This is a genomic window from Roseateles sp. P5_E1, assembly GCF_054049335.1.
Map to the genome: position 1 here is coordinate 19,109 of NZ_JBFUMN010000030.1, position 17,272 is coordinate 36,380.

14 protein-coding genes are annotated in these 17,272 nt (G+C 68.9%); all 14 read left to right on the forward strand.

Features of this window, described 5'->3' with window-relative positions; genetic code table 11:
- Positions 1 to 56 precede the first annotated feature (56 nt).
- The 14 genes from sctV (at position 57) to ACXJKJ_RS19970 (ending at position 17,216) form a co-directional block, all read left to right on the forward strand.
- Complete coding sequence (sctV, locus tag ACXJKJ_RS19905; protein ID WP_457391801.1) at positions 57 to 2,171, forward strand: type III secretion system export apparatus subunit SctV; 2,115 nt, start codon at positions 57 to 59, stop codon at positions 2,169 to 2,171.
- 145 nt (positions 2,172 to 2,316) lie between these two features.
- The gene (gene sctS, locus ACXJKJ_RS19910) at positions 2,317 to 2,583 is read left to right on the forward strand and encodes a type III secretion system export apparatus subunit SctS (protein WP_457355492.1); all 267 of its coding nucleotides are present in this window, start codon (positions 2,317 to 2,319) and stop codon (positions 2,581 to 2,583) included.
- Entirely contained in the window at positions 2,583 to 4,307 is a 1,725-nt protein-coding gene (sctC, locus tag ACXJKJ_RS19915) for a type III secretion system outer membrane ring subunit SctC (protein WP_457391803.1), read from the forward strand. Before sctS ends, sctC begins: the two co-directional genes overlap by 1 nt.
- Positions 4,304 to 5,437 (forward strand): FHA domain-containing protein, encoded by a 1,134-nt coding sequence (locus ACXJKJ_RS19920; RefSeq protein WP_457391804.1) that lies wholly within the window; start codon positions 4,304 to 4,306, stop codon positions 5,435 to 5,437. Before sctC ends, ACXJKJ_RS19920 begins: the two co-directional genes overlap by 4 nt.
- 111 nt (positions 5,438 to 5,548) lie before the next feature.
- Positions 5,549 to 5,743, forward strand: a complete 195-nt coding sequence (locus ACXJKJ_RS19925; protein WP_056193332.1) for a hypothetical protein — start codon at positions 5,549 to 5,551, stop codon at positions 5,741 to 5,743.
- A gap of 102 nt (positions 5,744 to 5,845) precedes the next feature.
- The gene (locus tag ACXJKJ_RS19930) at positions 5,846 to 6,235 is read left to right on the forward strand and encodes a hypothetical protein (protein ID WP_056193334.1); all 390 of its coding nucleotides are present in this window, start codon (positions 5,846 to 5,848) and stop codon (positions 6,233 to 6,235) included.
- Positions 6,228 to 7,001 (forward strand): type III secretion system inner membrane ring lipoprotein SctJ, encoded by a 774-nt coding sequence (gene sctJ / locus ACXJKJ_RS19935; RefSeq protein ID WP_457391806.1) that lies wholly within the window; start codon positions 6,228 to 6,230, stop codon positions 6,999 to 7,001. The genes ACXJKJ_RS19930 and sctJ overlap by 8 nt, the downstream gene beginning before the upstream one ends.
- The gene (locus ACXJKJ_RS19940) at positions 7,001 to 7,702 is read left to right on the forward strand and encodes a SctK family type III secretion system sorting platform protein (RefSeq protein WP_457391807.1); all 702 of its coding nucleotides are present in this window, start codon (positions 7,001 to 7,003) and stop codon (positions 7,700 to 7,702) included. The genes sctJ and ACXJKJ_RS19940 overlap by 1 nt, the downstream gene beginning before the upstream one ends.
- Positions 7,684 to 8,319 (forward strand): type III secretion system stator protein SctL, encoded by a 636-nt coding sequence (sctL, locus tag ACXJKJ_RS19945; RefSeq protein WP_457391809.1) that lies wholly within the window; start codon positions 7,684 to 7,686, stop codon positions 8,317 to 8,319. Before ACXJKJ_RS19940 ends, sctL begins: the two co-directional genes overlap by 19 nt.
- On the forward strand, positions 8,319 to 9,647 hold the full coding sequence (gene sctN / locus ACXJKJ_RS19950; protein WP_457391811.1) for a type III secretion system ATPase SctN: 1,329 nt from the start codon (positions 8,319 to 8,321) through the stop codon (positions 9,645 to 9,647). Before sctL ends, sctN begins: the two co-directional genes overlap by 1 nt.
- A gap of 1 nt (position 9,648) precedes the next feature.
- Positions 9,649 to 10,134 carry a serine kinase gene (locus ACXJKJ_RS19955; protein ID WP_457325793.1) on the forward strand — a complete coding sequence of 162 codons (486 nt, stop codon included), beginning with the start codon at positions 9,649 to 9,651 and terminating at the stop codon, positions 10,132 to 10,134.
- Positions 10,134 to 10,928 carry a type III secretion system export apparatus subunit SctT gene (sctT, locus tag ACXJKJ_RS19960; RefSeq protein WP_457391813.1) on the forward strand — a complete coding sequence of 265 codons (795 nt, stop codon included), beginning with the start codon at positions 10,134 to 10,136 and terminating at the stop codon, positions 10,926 to 10,928. The genes ACXJKJ_RS19955 and sctT overlap by 1 nt, the downstream gene beginning before the upstream one ends.
- Positions 10,921 to 11,952 carry an EscU/YscU/HrcU family type III secretion system export apparatus switch protein gene (locus ACXJKJ_RS19965; protein WP_457391815.1) on the forward strand — a complete coding sequence of 344 codons (1,032 nt, stop codon included), beginning with the start codon at positions 10,921 to 10,923 and terminating at the stop codon, positions 11,950 to 11,952. Before sctT ends, ACXJKJ_RS19965 begins: the two co-directional genes overlap by 8 nt.
- A gap of 302 nt (positions 11,953 to 12,254) precedes the next feature.
- Positions 12,255 to 17,216, forward strand: coding sequence for a hypothetical protein (locus ACXJKJ_RS19970; protein WP_457391817.1), 4,962 nt, complete (start codon positions 12,255 to 12,257; stop codon positions 17,214 to 17,216).
- The last annotated feature ends 56 nt before the right edge of the window (positions 17,217 to 17,272 follow it).

Genomic DNA, 17,272 nt, shown 5'->3' on the forward strand with positions numbered 1-17,272 from the left:
GGCGCTACGGGGACTCGTAGTGGTGCGTAAAAAAGTCACGCCATAGAGTGCTTCGCATGGCCGACCCCGCATCGAACGCACTGCAAAGACACCTGCCGCGACGCGGCGGCATGAAGGACCTGATCGCCAGCGCGGGCCGCCACAACGACCTGCTGCTGGCCGGCATGCTGGTGGCCATCGTCGCGCTGTTCGTGCTGCCGCTGCCCACGCCGTTGCTGGACTTCCTGATCGCCGCCAACCTGTCGATGAGCCTGACTCTGCTCATCGTGGCGATGTATGTGCCGTCGGCGCTGTCGCTGTCCACCTTCCCGTCGCTGCTGCTGTTCACGACGCTGTTCCGGCTGGCGCTGAACATCGCATCGACCAAGCTCATCCTGCTGCACGCCAATGCGGGTCACATCATCGACACCTTCGGCAAGCTGATCGTCGGCAACAACGTCGTGGTCGGCGGCGTGGTGTTCCTGATCATCGCCATCGTGCAGTTCATCGTCGTCGCCAAGGGCTCGGAGCGGGTGGCCGAGGTGGCGGCACGCTTCGCACTGGACGCCATGCCCGGCAAGCAGATGAGCATCGACGCCGACGTGCGCGCCGGCGTGCTGTCGTCGGTGCAGGCGCAAAAGCGCCGCCAGCAACTGGAGCAGGAATGCTCGTTGCACGGCGCAATGGACGGCGCGATGAAGTTCGTCAAGGGCGACGCCATCGCCGGCATCGTCATCGCGCTGGTCAACATCCTCGCCGGCCTGGCCATCGGCACGCTGATGCACGACATGAGCATCGGCGGCGCGCTGCAGCGCTACGCCATCCTCACGGTGGGCGACGGCATGGTGTCGCAGATCCCGTCGCTGCTGGTGTCCATCGCCTCAGGCGTGGTCATCACCCGCGTGTCGGCCGACGGCGAGCCGCACGGGGGCCAGTTGGCCAACCAGATCACTCGCCAGTTGATGGCCCATCCCCGCGCGCTGGTGATCGCGGGCCTGGCCACCGCCAGCTTCCTGCTGGTGCCCGGTTTTCCCAAGTGGGTCTTCGGCACGCTGGCGTTGGTGGTGCTGGGGGCCGGCCTGATGACGCGCCGGCTGCTCGACAGCCGCCGCACGCCGGCCTGGATGTCCTATAGCGACGCGGACGACGACGGTGGCGAAGTGGTGCAGGGCGCCATCGCCGCACCGCTGGAGCTGCGCCTGTCCACCGGCCTGCGTGGGCGCCTGGACCGCCCCGCGCTGGACCAGCGCATGGCTGCGGCCAAGGCCCGCGTCGAGAGCGACCTGGGGCCGGTGTTCCCGCGCGTGCAGGTCGGCTGGGGCAGCGGCCTGGGCGAGAACCAGTACCAGGTGCTGGTGCAGGACGTCGTGGTCTCCCAGGGAGCGCTGCGGCCGGGACACTGGCTGCTCGACGCGGCCGAAGCCGTCACGCCGCCGGCGGGCGCCGAGGTGGCGGAGCCCTTTGGGCCGTTTCCCCGCGTCGTATGGGTCGATACCGCCCCGGCGGCGATCCGCAGCTGGACTTGCGAAGACGTGCTGGGCCTGCATGTGGACCATGCGGTGCGCCGCCACATCGCCCAGCTGATCGGCCTGCAGGAGGTGCAGCGTCTGCTGCACGCGGCACAGCGCGAGGTGCCCGAGCTGGCGGCGGAAGTGGCGCGCGCCGTCCCGCTGCAGCGCCTGGCCGAGGTGCTGCGCCGGCTGCTGCAGGAGAACGTGCCCATCCGCAACCTGCATGCCATCTTCGAGAGCCTGGCGATCTGGGCGCCGACCGAGCCCGACGTCGTCGCGCTGACGGAGCTGGTGCGCATCGATCTCGGCCGCTTCATCACCAGCCGCCACGTCGGCGCGCGGCGCGAGTTGCACGCCATCCTGTTCGAGTCCAGCCTGATCGACCGCGTGCAGGCCGCCATCGAGCGCTCGCCGCGCGGCAACCTGCTGCTGCTCGATCCCGCGGTGGCGCAGGACGTGCGCGAACAGGTGCGCCGCATCCTCGGTGGCGCCCAGCAGCGCGTGGTGGCCATCGTGTCGTCCGACACGCGGCGCTACATCAAGACGCTGATCGAGCCGGTGGCGCCCCAGCTGGCGGTGCTGTCCTACCAGGAGGTCGACGAGGACGTCGCATTGCAGCCGGTGGGCTGGGTCAGCAACCCGCAGCCGCAGGCCCTCACCCCGATCGCGGAGGCGGCATGAACGCCGCGCTGGGCCGCCCCAAGCAAGTTCGCTCCCGCTCGGCGGGAGTGAGCCCGGACTTGGGATGCCCGATGGGCATTCCAAGCCTGGCGAACGCCTGGCCGATGCAGCGGCCAGGCAAGGCCGCAGGCCGAAGGGTGCATCAATGACCCCTCAGAGCATCCTCGACATCACGCGCGAAGGACTGCTGATCGTGCTGATGGTCTCGCTGCCCATGGTGCTGGTGTCCACGCTGACCTCGCTGGTCGTGGCCGTGCTGCAGGCGGTCACGCAGATCCAGGACCAGAGCATCGGCCAGTCGGTGCGCCTGATTGCAGTGCTGATCGCCCTCGTGGTGACGGCCGGCTGGCTCGGCCGCGATGTGCTGCGCTTCGCCGAGCGCGCTTTCCAAACCCTGACTTCGCTGAGCTGATGCTGCGCTTCGTCTACCTCCTGTTTTGCGCCGGCCTGGTCGCGGCATTGCTGGCCAGCCCCGCCAGGGCGGCCGACCTGCCGCGCAACGGCCGGCCCTTCCGCATGGAAGCCAACGAGAAGCCGGTAGGCGACTTCCTGCGCGAGCTGGCGGCGTCGCAGGGCGTCACGGCGGTCATCGACGGCAAGGTCGGCGGCACCATCAGCGGCCGCTTCGCCATCACCGGCAGCCAGCCCGGTGCGGTGCAGATGGTGCTGAGCAATATCTGCGCGGCCAACGGGTTGACCTGGTATTACGACGGTGCCTTTCTGTTTGTCGACCCCGCCACCGACACGCGCAGCGAGGTGTTCACCATCGCCGGCAAGAACGCGCAGCGCATCGCCGACACGCTGGCCCGGCTCAAGATTGCCGACGCCCGCTATCCGCTGCAGATCAGCGAGGCGGATGGCAACGTCTACGTCTCGGGTCCCAAGCGCTATGTGGAACTGGTGCGCCAGACGGTGCGGCTGATCGACCAGCGCGCGGCACGCGACGACCGTGCCGAGGTACAGGTGTTCCCGCTGCGCTATGCCTGGGCCGCCGACTTCAAGATGAATCGCGCCGGCAAGCAGGTGTCCATTCCTGGCGTGGCGACCGTGCTGCGCAATCTGTATGGCCGCACCGGGGCGGCGCGCGGAGCGGCACCCTCGGCCGTGACCGGGCCGGTGCGGCGCACCAAGCTCGGCGTCAGCGCCGACGCCGGCGTGGCCAAGCTGTCCAGCGAGGGCAGCAGCGCGACCGAGGACGAGGGCGACGGCGGTGGCCCCGAGTTCTCCAGCGGCGAACTGCCGCAGTTCCAGCCCGACACGCGGCTCAATGCGGTGCTGGTGCGCGACACGCCCGAGCGCATGGCGCGCTACGAGAAGCTGATCCAGACCATGGACGTGCGGCCGCGCCTGATCGAGATCGAGGTCACGATCATGGACATCAGCRSCRACAMGCTGRACAGCCTGGGCGTGGACTGGCGGCTGCACGCCCGCCACGGCGACCTGCAGATCGGCCGCGGCAACCTGCCGCCGCTGACCTTCGGCAACGCCAACTCCGAGGCCGGTCAGGTCGTCACCGTCAACCCGCAGGGCAACCCCAGCACGCCGCTGGGCGCGCTGTTCACCGCCTCCATCGGCAACGACCTGCGCAACTACCTGCTGACCCGCGTCAGCGCGCTGGCCCAGAAGGGCAATGCCAACTTCATCGCGCGGCCCAAGGTGCTGACGCTGGACAACAACGAGGCGGTGCTGGAGAACCTCAGCGAGTTCTATGTGCGGGTCGACGGCTTTCAGGATTCGAGCCTGTACAGCGTCACGGCCGGCACCGCGGTGCGCGTGACGCCCTTGATCATCGACGACAAGGAGGGCCGCGGCGTGCTGATGTCCATCGACATCGAGGACGGCGACGTCAGCAGCAGCACCGTCGACCGCATCCCCGTCGTGCGGCGGCGCACCGTCAACACCCAGGCACTGGTGGACGAAGGCACCAGCCTGCTGATCGCCGGCTACACCTCGGAGGAGAAGGCCAACGCGACCTCGGGCGTGCCGCTGCTGTCCAGCATCCCGGTGCTGGGCAAGCTGTTCCAGTACAGCGAGAAGAAGCAGAACAACATGGAGCGCTTCTACCTGCTGACGCCGCGCCTCGTCACACCCGGCAGCAAGCCGCCRCTGCCGGTCCAGCAGGAGCCCACGCAATGAACGCGCGGGCCCACACCACCACCACGGCCGCCGTGCCGGGCTGGTGCCTGCGCTTCCTCAGTGGCGCGGTCAAGGGCCGCACCATCGCGCTCAAGCAGGGCGTCAACACGCTGGGCGCTTCGGGTGAGTGCGAGGTCATGCTGCCCGGCAGCGACGTGCTGCCGCGCCACCTGGTGTTCACGGTGGGCGAACTGGCGATGTCGCTGCAGAAGGTCGGCGCGGCCGCCGTGAGGCTCAACGGCCAGGATGTGCAGGCCCAGCGCAAGGGCGTGGTGGCAGGCGACGTGGTGTCGGTCGGCAGCATCGACTTCCAGGTCGACCGCAGCTATCCCGCGCCCGAGCACGACGACCCGGCGTCCAAGTGGGCTGAAAGCATCATGCCCGGCGACGCGCCGCCCGCCGCCCTGCTGCAGGCGCCTGCGCGCCGGGGCTCGCCCTGGCTGAGCGTGGCGGTGGTGGTGCTGGCGGTCGGCGGGGCGGCCGGCGTGCTGGCCTGGGCCGGCAGTGCGGGCAGTTCGACCCGAGCCGCCACGGTCGACCTGGCCGAGGTGGAGAAGGCGCTGAAGCCCTTCCCCGAGGTCGAAGTGGTCGCGGTCGCCGGCGGCCGTTTCAACGTGCGCGGCTATGTCGAGTCGCGCCAGCGCAAGCAGGCGCTGGCCGAGACCATGGCGCCTTTTGGCCGGCAGGTCAGCACCAGCGTGCACGCGGCCGAGGACATCGTCGAGCAGGCGCGCCGCTACGTGAGCGACCCCGGCATCTCGATGAGCTACGCGGGCCAGGGCCGGCTGGTGGTGGCCGGCGCGACCGAGGACGAATCGGTGCGCCAGAAGATCCGTCGCCTGGCCGACGACCTGCACCCGGCGGTGCTGGTGTCCGACCAGGTGAAGCTGYGGCCGCGGCCCCAGGTCGACCACGCGGGTGAGCAGCAGCGCGCGCAGTGGGACGCGTGGCAGAGCGTGCTGCCGTCGCGCATGGTCAGCATCACGCAGGACGCCAGTGGCATGAGCTACATCCAGCTCGCCAATGGCAACCGCTACTACGAGGGGGCGGTGCTCAAGTCGGGCGCCGAACTCAAGCGCATCGAGGCCGATGGCCTGGTGGTGTCACCAGGCAGGGAGGGCGCGCGATGAGCACCACAGGATTTCGCACCGGAGGCCTGGCCTTCGTGCGGAATGCCTCCGTCCATGAGGGCGGGGGCGATTTTTGTCATGTCATCAACCTTTGACGTTAGGAGTCAAACCATGGCCGTAGCCGCACCCGAGTCCGGACTGGACAGCAAGGCAATCCTGGAACAGAACAAGCAGCTGACCATCTTCAGCACCGTGACGTCGCAGAGCGCCCAGCGCACCGCGGCCATCACGTCGGCCAACGCCCAGCAGACCAACACGGTCCTGCAGGCGGCCAGCGACGTTCGCCAGCAGTCGCAGAAGGTCTGACCTTCCGCTTGTCGCCGCCCCGGCGCCGGGGCGGCATTTCATCTGTGCCCCGGCGCCGGGGCGGCACTTCTTCTTCATCCCTTTCACCCCAGCGAGGTCATCATGGTCCAACCCGTTGATGCCATGGCCGTTGCGGTCCAGTCCAGCGCCACGGCGCCGGCCGCGATCGATCCGGCCGAAGCCCAGCATTTCGCCGGCTACATGGTCCGCCCCCAGGCCGGCGGCACCGGCTCACTGCAATCGCTGTCCAGCGCCGCCGACCAGTTCTTCGGCCAACGCCCCGGGGCCAGCGAGCTGATGGCCCACCGCATGGTGCCGGCTGCGGACCTGGGCGACCCGCAGACCGCTGCCGTCGAATTCGGTCGCGCGCAGATGGAGATCGTCAGGTTCAGCAACGACTCCATGACCTACTTCAGCAAGATGCATATGTGCACGGCGCTGGCCAGCGCCTGCAGCAACCAGTTCAACTCGTTGCTGAAGAACAATGGCTAGGCAGCTTTGCACCGCCGCGGCCCTGGTCGTGTGCCTCGCCCTTGCCGCCTGCAAGGTCGACCTCTATTCCAACCTCAACGAGCGTGAGGCCAACGAGATGCTGGCCGCGCTGACCTCGGAGAGCATCCCCGCCGAGAAGGAGGTTGCCGAGGGCGGTCTCTGGCAGCTCAAGGTCGAGGAAAGCCGCCTGCCGGCGGCGCTGGACGTGCTGCGCTCGCAGGGGCTGCCGCACGACCGCTACGCCAGCATGGGCGACGTCTTCCAGAAGCAGGGCCTGGTGTCCACGCCGTCGGAAGAACGCATGCGCTACATCTATGCGGTGTCGCAGGAGCTGTCGCAGACGCTGCGCACCATCGACGGCGTGGTGGCTGCCCGGGTGCATGTGGTGATCCCGGCCAACGACCCGCTGAGCGACAAGCTCAAGCCCTCGTCGGCAGCGGTCTTCATCAAATACCGCCCCGACGTGGACCTGCGGCTGCTGGCGCCCACCGTCAAGGACATGGTGGCGCACAGCATCGAGGGGCTGTCGCATGACCAGGTCTCGCTGTCGCTGGTGGAGGCCAAGCGGCCCGGCGGTGCGGCGCTGGCCGCCGTCGACACGCCACCGCGCTATGAGGTGGCCGGCCTGTCGTTTGACCGCACCATGATCACGYTCGCTGTGCTGCTGCTGGCCGCAGTGGCCTGCCTGATCGCGCTGCCTGGCCTGCTGCGCCGCCAGGGCCTCGATTGGCGCACCTGGGCGCGGCGCCAACTGTTGAAGCGCTGATGCGAACCGTACAGCCCCCCGTCGAAGCGGCACCGCCGGCATCCGAGCATGGCCCGTTGGACATGCTGCGCATGGCGTTGCGCCAGGGTCTGCACCCTGAGGACGGCTTGCACCCCAGCTGGCTGCCACCGGACTGGCCAGTGCGCCACCGCAGGACTGCACACCTCGGGCCCGCGGGTCGCGCGGTGCTGGGCCAACTGCTGCGCGCCCGCGGCCTGGCCGATGAGGCCCTGGACCTGCAGTTCGATTCCCAGCTCAAGCGCGTGGACCTGATGGACGCCGCCTCGCTGCGGCTGCTGGCCATCTACTGTGGCTTCGCGGCGCACAAGCCGCTGTTCGGCCTGCGGGGTGGCCTGGGGAGCCAGGTACGGCGCCAGGCGCTGCGCGTGGCCGATGACGCGGTCGACTTCGTGCTCGACCGCGTGCCCCAGCTCACCCACATCCGCGTCGACATGCAGCGGCTGCAAGAGCACTCGCATGCGGCCGGCCATGTGATGGTGCAGCGCGGCTACCGGCTGCTGACGGGCGCGCTGCTGCCCGAGGGGGCTGCGGTGCTGCAGCGCATCCGGCTCAAGTTGCCGCAGCGCGTGAGCCGCTTGCGCGTGCCGCCGCTGCAGCCGCGCCAGCTCGAACAACTCAGGGAGCTGATGCTGCTGTGCATCGTCCCGGAAAGACTGCCGCAATGGGACTGGCTTTTCTGATCACGACCGACAACCTGCAACTGCTCAGCGAGCGCAAGGTGCTGAAGGAGGCCGAGTACGCCGCCCTGCTGGACGCCTCGGCCGTCGTGGAGGCCGCGCGGCAGGAGGCGCGCCGCATCGAGCAGCAGGCCCGGCAGCAGGCCGAGGACAGCCGCCGCCAGGGTCACGAGCAGGGGCTGGAGGCGGCGCGCGCCGAGTACGCCCAGCAGCTGGTGGGCGAGGCCCTGGCCGCACAGCGTCAGCTGCAGGCACTGCGCGCGGCGATGGCGCAGATCGTCGCCCAGGCCGTGCGGCAGTTCCTGGGCGAGGCCGATCCGGCGGCGCTGCTGGAGACCGCGCTGCGCCGCGTCGACACCCTGGTACGCCACGAGCCCTTCGTCATGCTGCGCGTGGCGCCCGCGCAGGAAGAGCACGTGCGCACGGCGCTGCGGCAGCTCGGTGGCGAGCTGCCCTGGGCCCAGGCGCTGGCCGTGGTGGCCGACCCGGCCCTGCCGGCCCAGGCCTGCGTGCTGCAGACGCCCTCGGGCACGCTGCAGATCGGCGTCGACGCGCAGCTCGAAGCCTTTCGCGCCGCAGTGGAGCGCAGCGGGTTGCTGCAGCCCACGGAGCAGGGCTGATGAACGAGCTGGCCACGCAAAGCATCGTCGACGACCTGTCGCGCGCCTTCGGCCACCTGCCCACCGTGGGCGTGCGCGGCCGCGTCAGCAAGGCAGTGGGCATGCTGATCGACGCGACCGGCATCCAGGCCCATGTGGGCGAACTCTGCGAGCTGCGCACGCCGGGCGAGCCACCGCTGCTGGCGGAGGTGGTGGGCTTCCAGAAGCAGGTGGCCATCCTGACGCCGCTGGGGCCGACCACCGGCATCTCCGCGCTGACCGAGGTGGTGCCCTCGGGCCGCGGCCATGTCTGCCCCGTCGGGCCCGGGCTGCTCGGGCGGGTGCTCGACGCCATGGGTGAGCCCATGGACGGCAAGGGCCCGCTGAAGGCAATGGCGCGCATGCCGGTCCAGCGTCAGCCGGTGAACCCGCTGGCGCGACGCATGGTGGCCGAGCCGCTGGCCACCGGCATCCGCGCCATCGACGGCCTGCTGACGCTGGGCGAGGGCCAGCGCGTGGGTGTGTTCTCGCCGCCCGGCGTGGGCAAGAGCACGCTGCTGGGCATGCTGGCGCGGGGCTCCACGGCCGACGTCAACGTGGTGGCGCTGATCGGCGAGCGTGGCCGCGAGGTGAAGGAGTTCATCGAGCGCAGCCTTGGCACCGATGGCATGGCTCGCACGGTGATGGTGGTGTCCACCTCCGACCGGCCCCCGATGGAGCGCATCAAGTCGGCCTATGTGGCCACCACCATCGCCGAGCATTTCCGCGACCAGGGGCAGAAAGTGCTGCTGCTGGTGGACTCGCTGACGCGCTTTGCGCGCGCCCAGCGCGAGATCGGCCTGGCCAGCGGCGAGCCGCCCACGCGGCGCAGCTACCCGCCGTCGATCTTCTCGATGCTGCCGCAACTGCTGGAGCGCGCGGGGCAGGGCGAGCGCGGCTCCATCACCGCCGTGTATTCGGTACTGACCGAGGGCGAGGACGACAGCGACCCCATCGCCGAGGAGGTTCGCTCCATCCTGGACGGCCACATCGTGCTGTCGCGCAAGCTCGCCGCGGCCAACCACTACCCCGCCATCGATGTGCTGGCCAGCGTGAGCCGCGTGATGTCGGCCGTGGCGTCGCCCGAGCATGCGCAGGCGGCCGGGCGCCTGCGCTCCCTGATGGCCAAGTACCAGGAGCTGGAACTGCTGATCCAGATCGGCGAGTACCGCCAGGGCGCCGAAGCGTTGGCCGACCTGGCGGTGCAACGCCGGGCTGCGACGCAGCAGTTCCTCGCGCAGAAGCCCGGCGACCGCCAAGCTTTCGAGCAGACACTGGCGGCGCTGCGGCGGCTCGCCGAGGGCGTGTGACATGGCCATCGCCTGGAAGCTGCTGGCCGACGTGCGCGAGCGCCATCAGCGCAGCGCGCTGCAGGCCGTCGGGCGTGACCAGCGGGCGCTGCAGGCCTGCGAGGCGAGGGCGCAAGAGGCCGAGCAGCAATGGCTGCAGCAGCACCAGGCCAAGGCGCAGCACTGGCAGTCCACTGTGGCGGCCGTGGGCGAGGGCGGCTGCAGCGTGGCGCAGATGCGCCAGGCGGGAGCCTGGAGCCGCGCGCTCGACGGGCGCATCGTGACGGCCGGTGCGGCCGCCGTGCAGGCTCAGGTCGTGGTGGCGCAGGCTGCAGGGCTGCTCGACGCGAGCCGCGCGCAGCTGCGCCGCGCCAGCGCGGAGCTGGAGAAGGCCAGGCAGATGCAGCAGCGCGCCTTGGCAGAGCAACGTGCGCAGCAGGAGCGCCGGCAGGACGAAGCGACCGAGGAAGCCTCGGTGCAGATGTGGTCGGCGGCGCGGCGGGCCTGATGGACGAGTCCGCCTTCCTCCATCCCGAGCAACTGCTCGCTTCCATCGCGCTGACCATGCCGCGGCTGTTCGCCGTGTTCGCCGTGACGCCTTTCCTGTCGCCCAACGTCATCACCGGCATGTCGCGCAATTCGCTGATGCTGATGCTGGCACTGTTCATGTCGCCGCTGGCGGGCGACATGCCGGCGCTGTCGGTGACGATGTGGGTGGCCATCGCCGCCAAGGAGGCGCTGATCGGCGTGTTGCTGGGCCTGGGCTTCGGCATCTTCTTCTGGGCCATCCAGAGCGTGGGCGACCTGATCGACTTCCAGACCGGCACCAGCAACGCCGCCTTCTTCGACCCCGTGGCAGGGCATGACAACGGCCCCACCGGCGAGTTCCTCGGCTGGGTCGTCATCAACCTCTTCGTGTCGGCGGGCGGCATGCTGGCGCTGGTGGGTGCGGTGGTGGACTCCTACCGGCTGTGGCCGGTGGCCGACTTCTTTCCGGACCTGAGCCACGTCATCGAGGCCTTCGCCATCCGCCAGGGCGACACCCTGTTCACCTGGATCGTCAAGCTGGCCGCGCCGGTCATCCTGGTGCTGATGCTGGTGGAGCTGGGCGCCGGCCTGCTGCAGCGCGTGGCACCGCAGCTCAACGTGTTCCAGAGCACGCAGTCGCTCAAGGGCCTGCTGGCCGCGCTGATGATGATGCTGTTCATGTATGTGCTGTGGGATTCCCTGCAGCAGTTCCTGCGGCCCGACAACGGCGTGCTCGAGTTCCTGCGCGCTTCCATGAGGCCCCGCGGTGGCTGAGAAGGATCAGGCTCCGACGTCCAAGAAGCTGCGCGACGCACGCAAGCGGGGCGAGGTGGTGTTCAGCCACGACGTGGCGTCCAGCGCCGTCTTCCTGTTCGCCGTGCTGGCCTTGTGGCTGGCCGGCGCCACGATCTTCGGCCTGTGGCGCGAGCTGTGGCTGCATGCCACCAGCGAGCGCCTGTTCATCGCGCCGGACGACGGCGTGCCGGCATTGCTGCTGCACGCCGGGCGAGTGTTGGTTGCCACGATGCTGGGCCTGGGCGCGATGGCGGCGGCGGGCGGCTTCGTCGGTTCGTTCGCGCAGGTGGGCGGGCTGCTGGCCTGGGAGCGCATCAAGCCCGACGTGAACCGGCTCAACCCGGCGCAGGGTTTCCAGAAGATCTTCTCGACGCGCAACCTCATCAACCTGCTGAAGATGATGGTCAAGACGGCGCTGCTCGCATCGGTGATGTGGCTGGTGATCCGCGGTTGCCTCGATACCGCGCTGAAGCTCGGCTATGCGACGCCGTCGGCCGCGATGAGCGTCGGCGCCAGCCTCGTGCTGCAGAGCTTCGCCTGGGCGGGGCTCATTTACGCGCTGATGGCGGGCGTGGACTATGCGCACACACGCTACGAGTTCATCAAGGGCCTGCGCATGTCCATCGACGAGGTGAGGCGCGAGCACAAGGATGCCGAGGGCGATCCGCTGAACCGCTCGCGCCGCCGCAGCGCCCACTTCGAGGCCGTGTACGCGAGTCTGGCGGACCGCGTGCGCATGGCCTCGGCCGTCATCCATTCGCAGCGCGTGGCGGTGGCCCTGCAGTACCTCGGCGAGCACGACCTGCCGCGCGTGCTGGTGCACGGTGAGGCCGAGCTGGCCGCACAGATCCGCCGCGTGGCGGGCGAGGCGCTGATACCGATGGCTTTCGACCCATCGCTCGCCGAGCTGCTGTACGACGAGGTGCCGCAGGACCAGCCGATTCCGCGCTCGCTGTATGCGCCGGTGGCCCGGCTGCTGCAGTGGGCCCAGGGGGATAACTAGGGCCCGTTCACGCTATGGCAATGGGTCGCGTTGTCGCCAAAAAGGCCGCGAGCAAGGCGCAAAGCGGAGCCGGGTTGGGCACCCGGCGAGCATTGGCAACGCCGCACGCGGCCTTTTTGGCGACAACGCGACCCATTGCCATAGCGTGAACGTGTGGCGGGCCTTCGCGGCCCATTGCCATGGCGTTAACAGGCCCGCGCTACGTGGACTCGTAGTTGCGAGGGCGACACCCCTGCAACTACTGTTGATCGCCGGGCAGGAATGCACATCAGGCCCATCCGCCATAGACAAGGAGAGAGTGAATGCTTGACGCCGTAGGTTCCAGTTCTTTCGTCGGCCGGGACGACGCCGCACAGGCCGAAGAAGCGCGTCGCCGTGCCGAGGAGGCCGCACGCCGCGCCGCCGAGGAAGCGCGTCGGCGCGCCGAGGAAGCCCGTCGCCGCGCCGAAGAAGCCAAGCGCCAGGCCGAAGCCGCGCGCAAGGCCGCGGAGGAAGCCGAGGCCAAGGCGCAGCAGACCCAGGCCCAGCAGGACAAGGACAAGGCCGCCGAGGCCAAGGCCGACCTCAAGGCCAAGCAAGCCGATGCGCTCAAGGCCGAAGCCCAGGCCGTGTTCAAGGAGAAGGAGCACGGCCTCGCCAAGGCCAGGCTGAAGGACGCGCAGGACAACCGCGCGCCGGCCGCGCCGTCGGCCGCCACCCAGGAAGCGCAGAAGCAGGTCGACAAGGCGCGGGCGACCTACGCCTTCTACGATCCATTGGCAGCCGCGCCCCTCTTCAACAGCGGTTCGCCCTTCATCAACGACCTGGGGCCACTGCGCGCCACGCCTCCGCTCGGCGGCAACAACCCGCTGTCGCCCGGGCTGGGGCCCTTGCAGTCAAAGCCAACCCTGGGCGGCAATCCGCCACCGTTCCTGCGGCCCATGCAGGGCGTGCCGGTCGCCAAGCATGACGTCGACGGCTATGCCCAGCAGATCCAGGACGTCTACGCCCAGTCGGGCGCCGCCACCGCTGCCCAACAGCTCGCGCAGGCGATGGGAGACACGAGCCTGAGCCCCGAGCAGCGCAAGCAGCTGATGGCCAAGGCCCAGCCGGTGGTCAGCAAGCTTGCCGAGACGGCGGGCCAGGAGGCGCGCCACACCGACCTGCCGGCCGACGGCCAGGCCGGCAAGACCACGGGCATCGACGACAAGGCGGAGTACCACGCATTGGTCGACGACCTGGCCACGGCGGCCGATGCCGCTGGCGACCCGGCGCAGGCGCGGCAACTCGCGCGCACGTTGCTGGATCACCTCGCCGCGCCAGCCAAGCCAGGCGGTGGCGCCGACGGGCTCGACCTGTTCGGCGATGCGCTGCGCGCGCACAACGTCGGCAAGGGAGCGCTGCACGACGCGGTGCTGTTTGCCTTGCAATCGCCGCAGAACGCGCCAGCGGGCTCGGTGCTGGCGGCATCGCCCGACACGCTCGCGTCCACGGTGCGGCTGATCGCTGGCGTGCCGGAGCCGGCGGGCGTGGCAGGTGCGTCGCCCACCGACCTGGCGGCGATGAAGACCTACACGGACGACGAGATCGACCTGTCCCACGAGCTGCTGCTGGACGCGCGCAAGAAGGAAGCGGAGCTCGCCAAGTACAAGCCCGGCAGCGAGGACTACGAGAAGGCGGCCCAGGCCTACCGCAGCGCCGCCAACCTGACGATCCGGGAACGCGCCAAGAGCGAGCAGGCCATCGCGGCGGAGCTGCGCCAGACCTACAAGGCCGACGCGAAGAACGCGGTGGCCACCGAGGATGCGGCGCACGAGATCGCCAAGCGCTTCCGCGACGACCCCGAGGCGCAGATGGTGGTCGACGCCGCATTGAAGACGGTCAAGACCGAGAACGCCCAGCAGCGCGACACCGGCAACAAGCTCTACGAGTTCCACCGCGCGACCGACCAGGTCACGACGCTGCAGGCGCAGCTCAACGCGACCGGCCACACGGATGAGGGCGTCTACAAGACGGCCCTGGCTGACTACGAGACCAAGCGCAATGCCGTGATGGAGACCCTGGGGCACGAGATCTCGTTGGCCGCCGCCGGGCAGCCGGACGGCGCCGCGCGCGACAAGGCGATCGACGATGCCGCGATGGGCCTGGTCGACCGCTACCTGGGTGACGAAGACTTGACCCGCATGGCCGCAGCGGCGCGCATCATCAGCCACACCGAGAGCGACAGCGGCACGACCAACCAGATGCTCGCCCTCGGCAAGGCGATGCCGGCCGACACCAGCCTGCAGATCCGCGAGCTGGTGATGTCGGACCCGGGCGTGAAGAAGCTTGTCGACAGCTATGTGAACGAATCGGCCCAGGCCGTCACCGACGCCTACGACAAGGGCGTCAAGGACTACAAGGACGAGTACGGGGACACCTACCGACGGGACAAGAACTATGCGGCACCCGCCACGGCGGCCACGCGCAAGTTGATGGAGCTGACCGACCCGGCCCAGCATCCCGAACTCACGCCCGAGATCACGGCGCGCATCGTCAACAAGCTGTTCGGTCCGGACGGCAACGGCACCCTGGACAAGGTGATCGACGACGTCTCGCTGCATGGCGACCACTCCGCGGAGCTGATGACGATCGACGGCACGCCTGAGGATTTCAAGTCCTTCCGCGGCATGGACAACGACATGCTGATGGGCTACGGATTGAAGGATTTCGACGAGATCATCGGCGGCGTCAGCACGGTCATCGACCGCGCCGCGGCCGGCTCGCATCCGACTGGCAACAGCGCGGACGGCAAGCCGGTGATGGCCTGGGAATCCGACGAAGTGCAGAAGGCTGTCGAGTCTGCCGGGCAGTCCTTCACGATGAACATCGTCGAGAACTGGGGGCCGCAGCAGGGGCGTCTCAATGGCGGCTTCCAGCGCGCCATCGCCAACGGTTCAGGGGCGACGCTGGCTCTGGAGACGGCCAGGCAGGAAAAGGACTTCCAGTTCAAGATGGATTGGGGCCCGGCCGGCGGGCATGAGGTCGACCTCGCAAAGGAAACCCTGCAAAGCACCGCCAAGGGCTTGGACGACCTGAAGAAAAACTCGCGCCAGCTGTTCGAAGACAAGCACAAGGACATGGCCGCGCTTGAAGTGCCGCAGCTGCGCTTCGGCAAACTGATGACCGAGGAGCAGCAGCAGAAAGCGCTGCAGGCCGTGATCAAGCAGCATCCCGACTTCGCCAAGGCCTTCGAGGACGGCAAGCGCACCCTGGACGCGCGCGGCTACCAGCTGCTGCGCGACACCGAGATGGTCACCTTCTATGGCCAGGACGACAGGCTGGGCAAGCAGGACGGCTACAGCCAGGTGGACGACAAGCGCACGGCGTTGCTGGACGACGACTACACCAAGACCATGCTGATGGGCAGCGATGCCGCCTCGACCCGCATCAAGGAGCAGGCGGTGCATTCGTCGCTGAACTGGATGCGCGACGCCGGCATCACACCGCCTGCGGCTGCAGGGGTGGTGCCGGTGAACCTGTACCTGCAGTGGACCGGCGACTTCGCCGAGAACGCCATCGAGAACAACAAGCTCAAGGGGGTCTACGGTGCTGGCTATGGGCGGCTGGGCAACCATGGCCCGGCGGCGGCGGCGAGCTGGGGCGCAGTGGGCGTCACGCAGCTGTGGTTCACGGACTACCTCTATCACAACCTCAAGTTCGACTCGAGCGAGTCCTGGCGCAAGCCGGTGCTGCTGGGGCTGGTGGGGGGCTTCGCGGGCATCAAGGTGCTCGAAGCCGGCGCCGCGCTGGCGCACAAGGGCGCGCAGGCACTGCCGCCGAGCATGCAGAGGGTTCTCAACGACACCAGGGGCCTGCCGAGCCTCAGCACGATCGAGCGCGGCAGCGAGTTCACCCGCACCGCCGAATGGAAGTCCATCGGCTTCTTCGGCCTGCTGCATGCCGATGCCGCGGTGTGGGACTTGAGCCGCGCGAAGGGTGAAGTCAACAACTTCATCGACGGAAAACCGGTGGACCAGCGCAACTTCTGGACCGCCACCGTCAACCTGTCCAACGACGTCGCGATCTCGACGCTCGAGTTCAAGGGGGCCTGGAACCTGCTGAAGGATCCGCTGGTCACCACCGAGGAGGCCAAGCGGATCGCCGCACGAGGTGGCGCGGCTGTGACGCGCGATGGACCGATCAAGGCGGCGCAGCTGGCCATCGAGGGCGCCGTCGACAAGTACGCGCTCGGCCGCTTCGGCTTGAAGGCGGTGATGACGCCGGCGAATATCTACGAGGCCGTCGGCAAGTTCATGGCCAAGAAGCTCCCCTTCATGGAGGCCGGCCCTGCCGGCTGGCTGGCCACCATGGCCTGGACGGCGACCGACCTGGTCAACTGGTATGGCAATGAGCAGAAGATCCACAAGCAGCTGGAATCGGTGGATCGAGACTTCCTCTCCGCCGCCGGCATGTCGCCGGGCGCTGCGGACAATCTCGCCGACCGCGACCTGCTGAAGGCCAACTTCAACCGTTGGCTCAGCGGCGAGTCGCTGGCCGAGGGGCTGCTGGATGCCTACAGCGATGCCAAGGGCGACCCCGACAAGTTCGTGGACTGGGTCAACGAGCTGCAGCGCACGGGTCGGCTGGAGCAGGTACGCCAGGCGTCCGAATACGACACCGACAAGCAGGCGCCGGAGCACTACGAGGCCTTCCTGGCCCTGCCCGAGGACCCGACCAAGGTGGACCTGTCCTATTCGAGCGTGGCCTACAACGGCAGCAAGAAGCGCTTCGAGGACCCGATGACGCAGACCTACTACCGCGGTGGCAGCTGGGTCTACGACAAGGACATCGCGGCCGCACCCGGCGCCGCCAAGGTCAACGACCCCAGCAAGGCGCACTACTTCATCGACTACAACCCGAAGTCGCGCGAGATCCATTGCATGGCCGACGTCAACATCCGGCTGTCTGCCCGTGGGGGTGAGGGCTTGAAGAACTGGCTGCAGGCGCATGGCATGGCGCCGCCGCCCCTGCCCAAGCCCGACGACACGCCGCCCGCGCCGGTGGACACGTCGAAGACCGCACGCGGCAACACCTACACCGTGAAGGCGGACGAGAGCGTCTGGAGCATCGCCGGCAATGATCCCAAGGTCGTGGAGTGGATCTATGGCCACAACCTATGGCTCAACGACCGCATGGAAAGCGACAAGCGCCCCATCAACGCGCGCGGCGGCCAGAACCCCAACTACATCGAAGTGGGCGATGTGCTGGTGCTTCCCGATGGGTATCACGCACCGAAGGCGTGATGTGCACCCGTGCCGCTTCGGCACGGCGTTGCGCCACCGCGTTCAGCCGTCGGCGC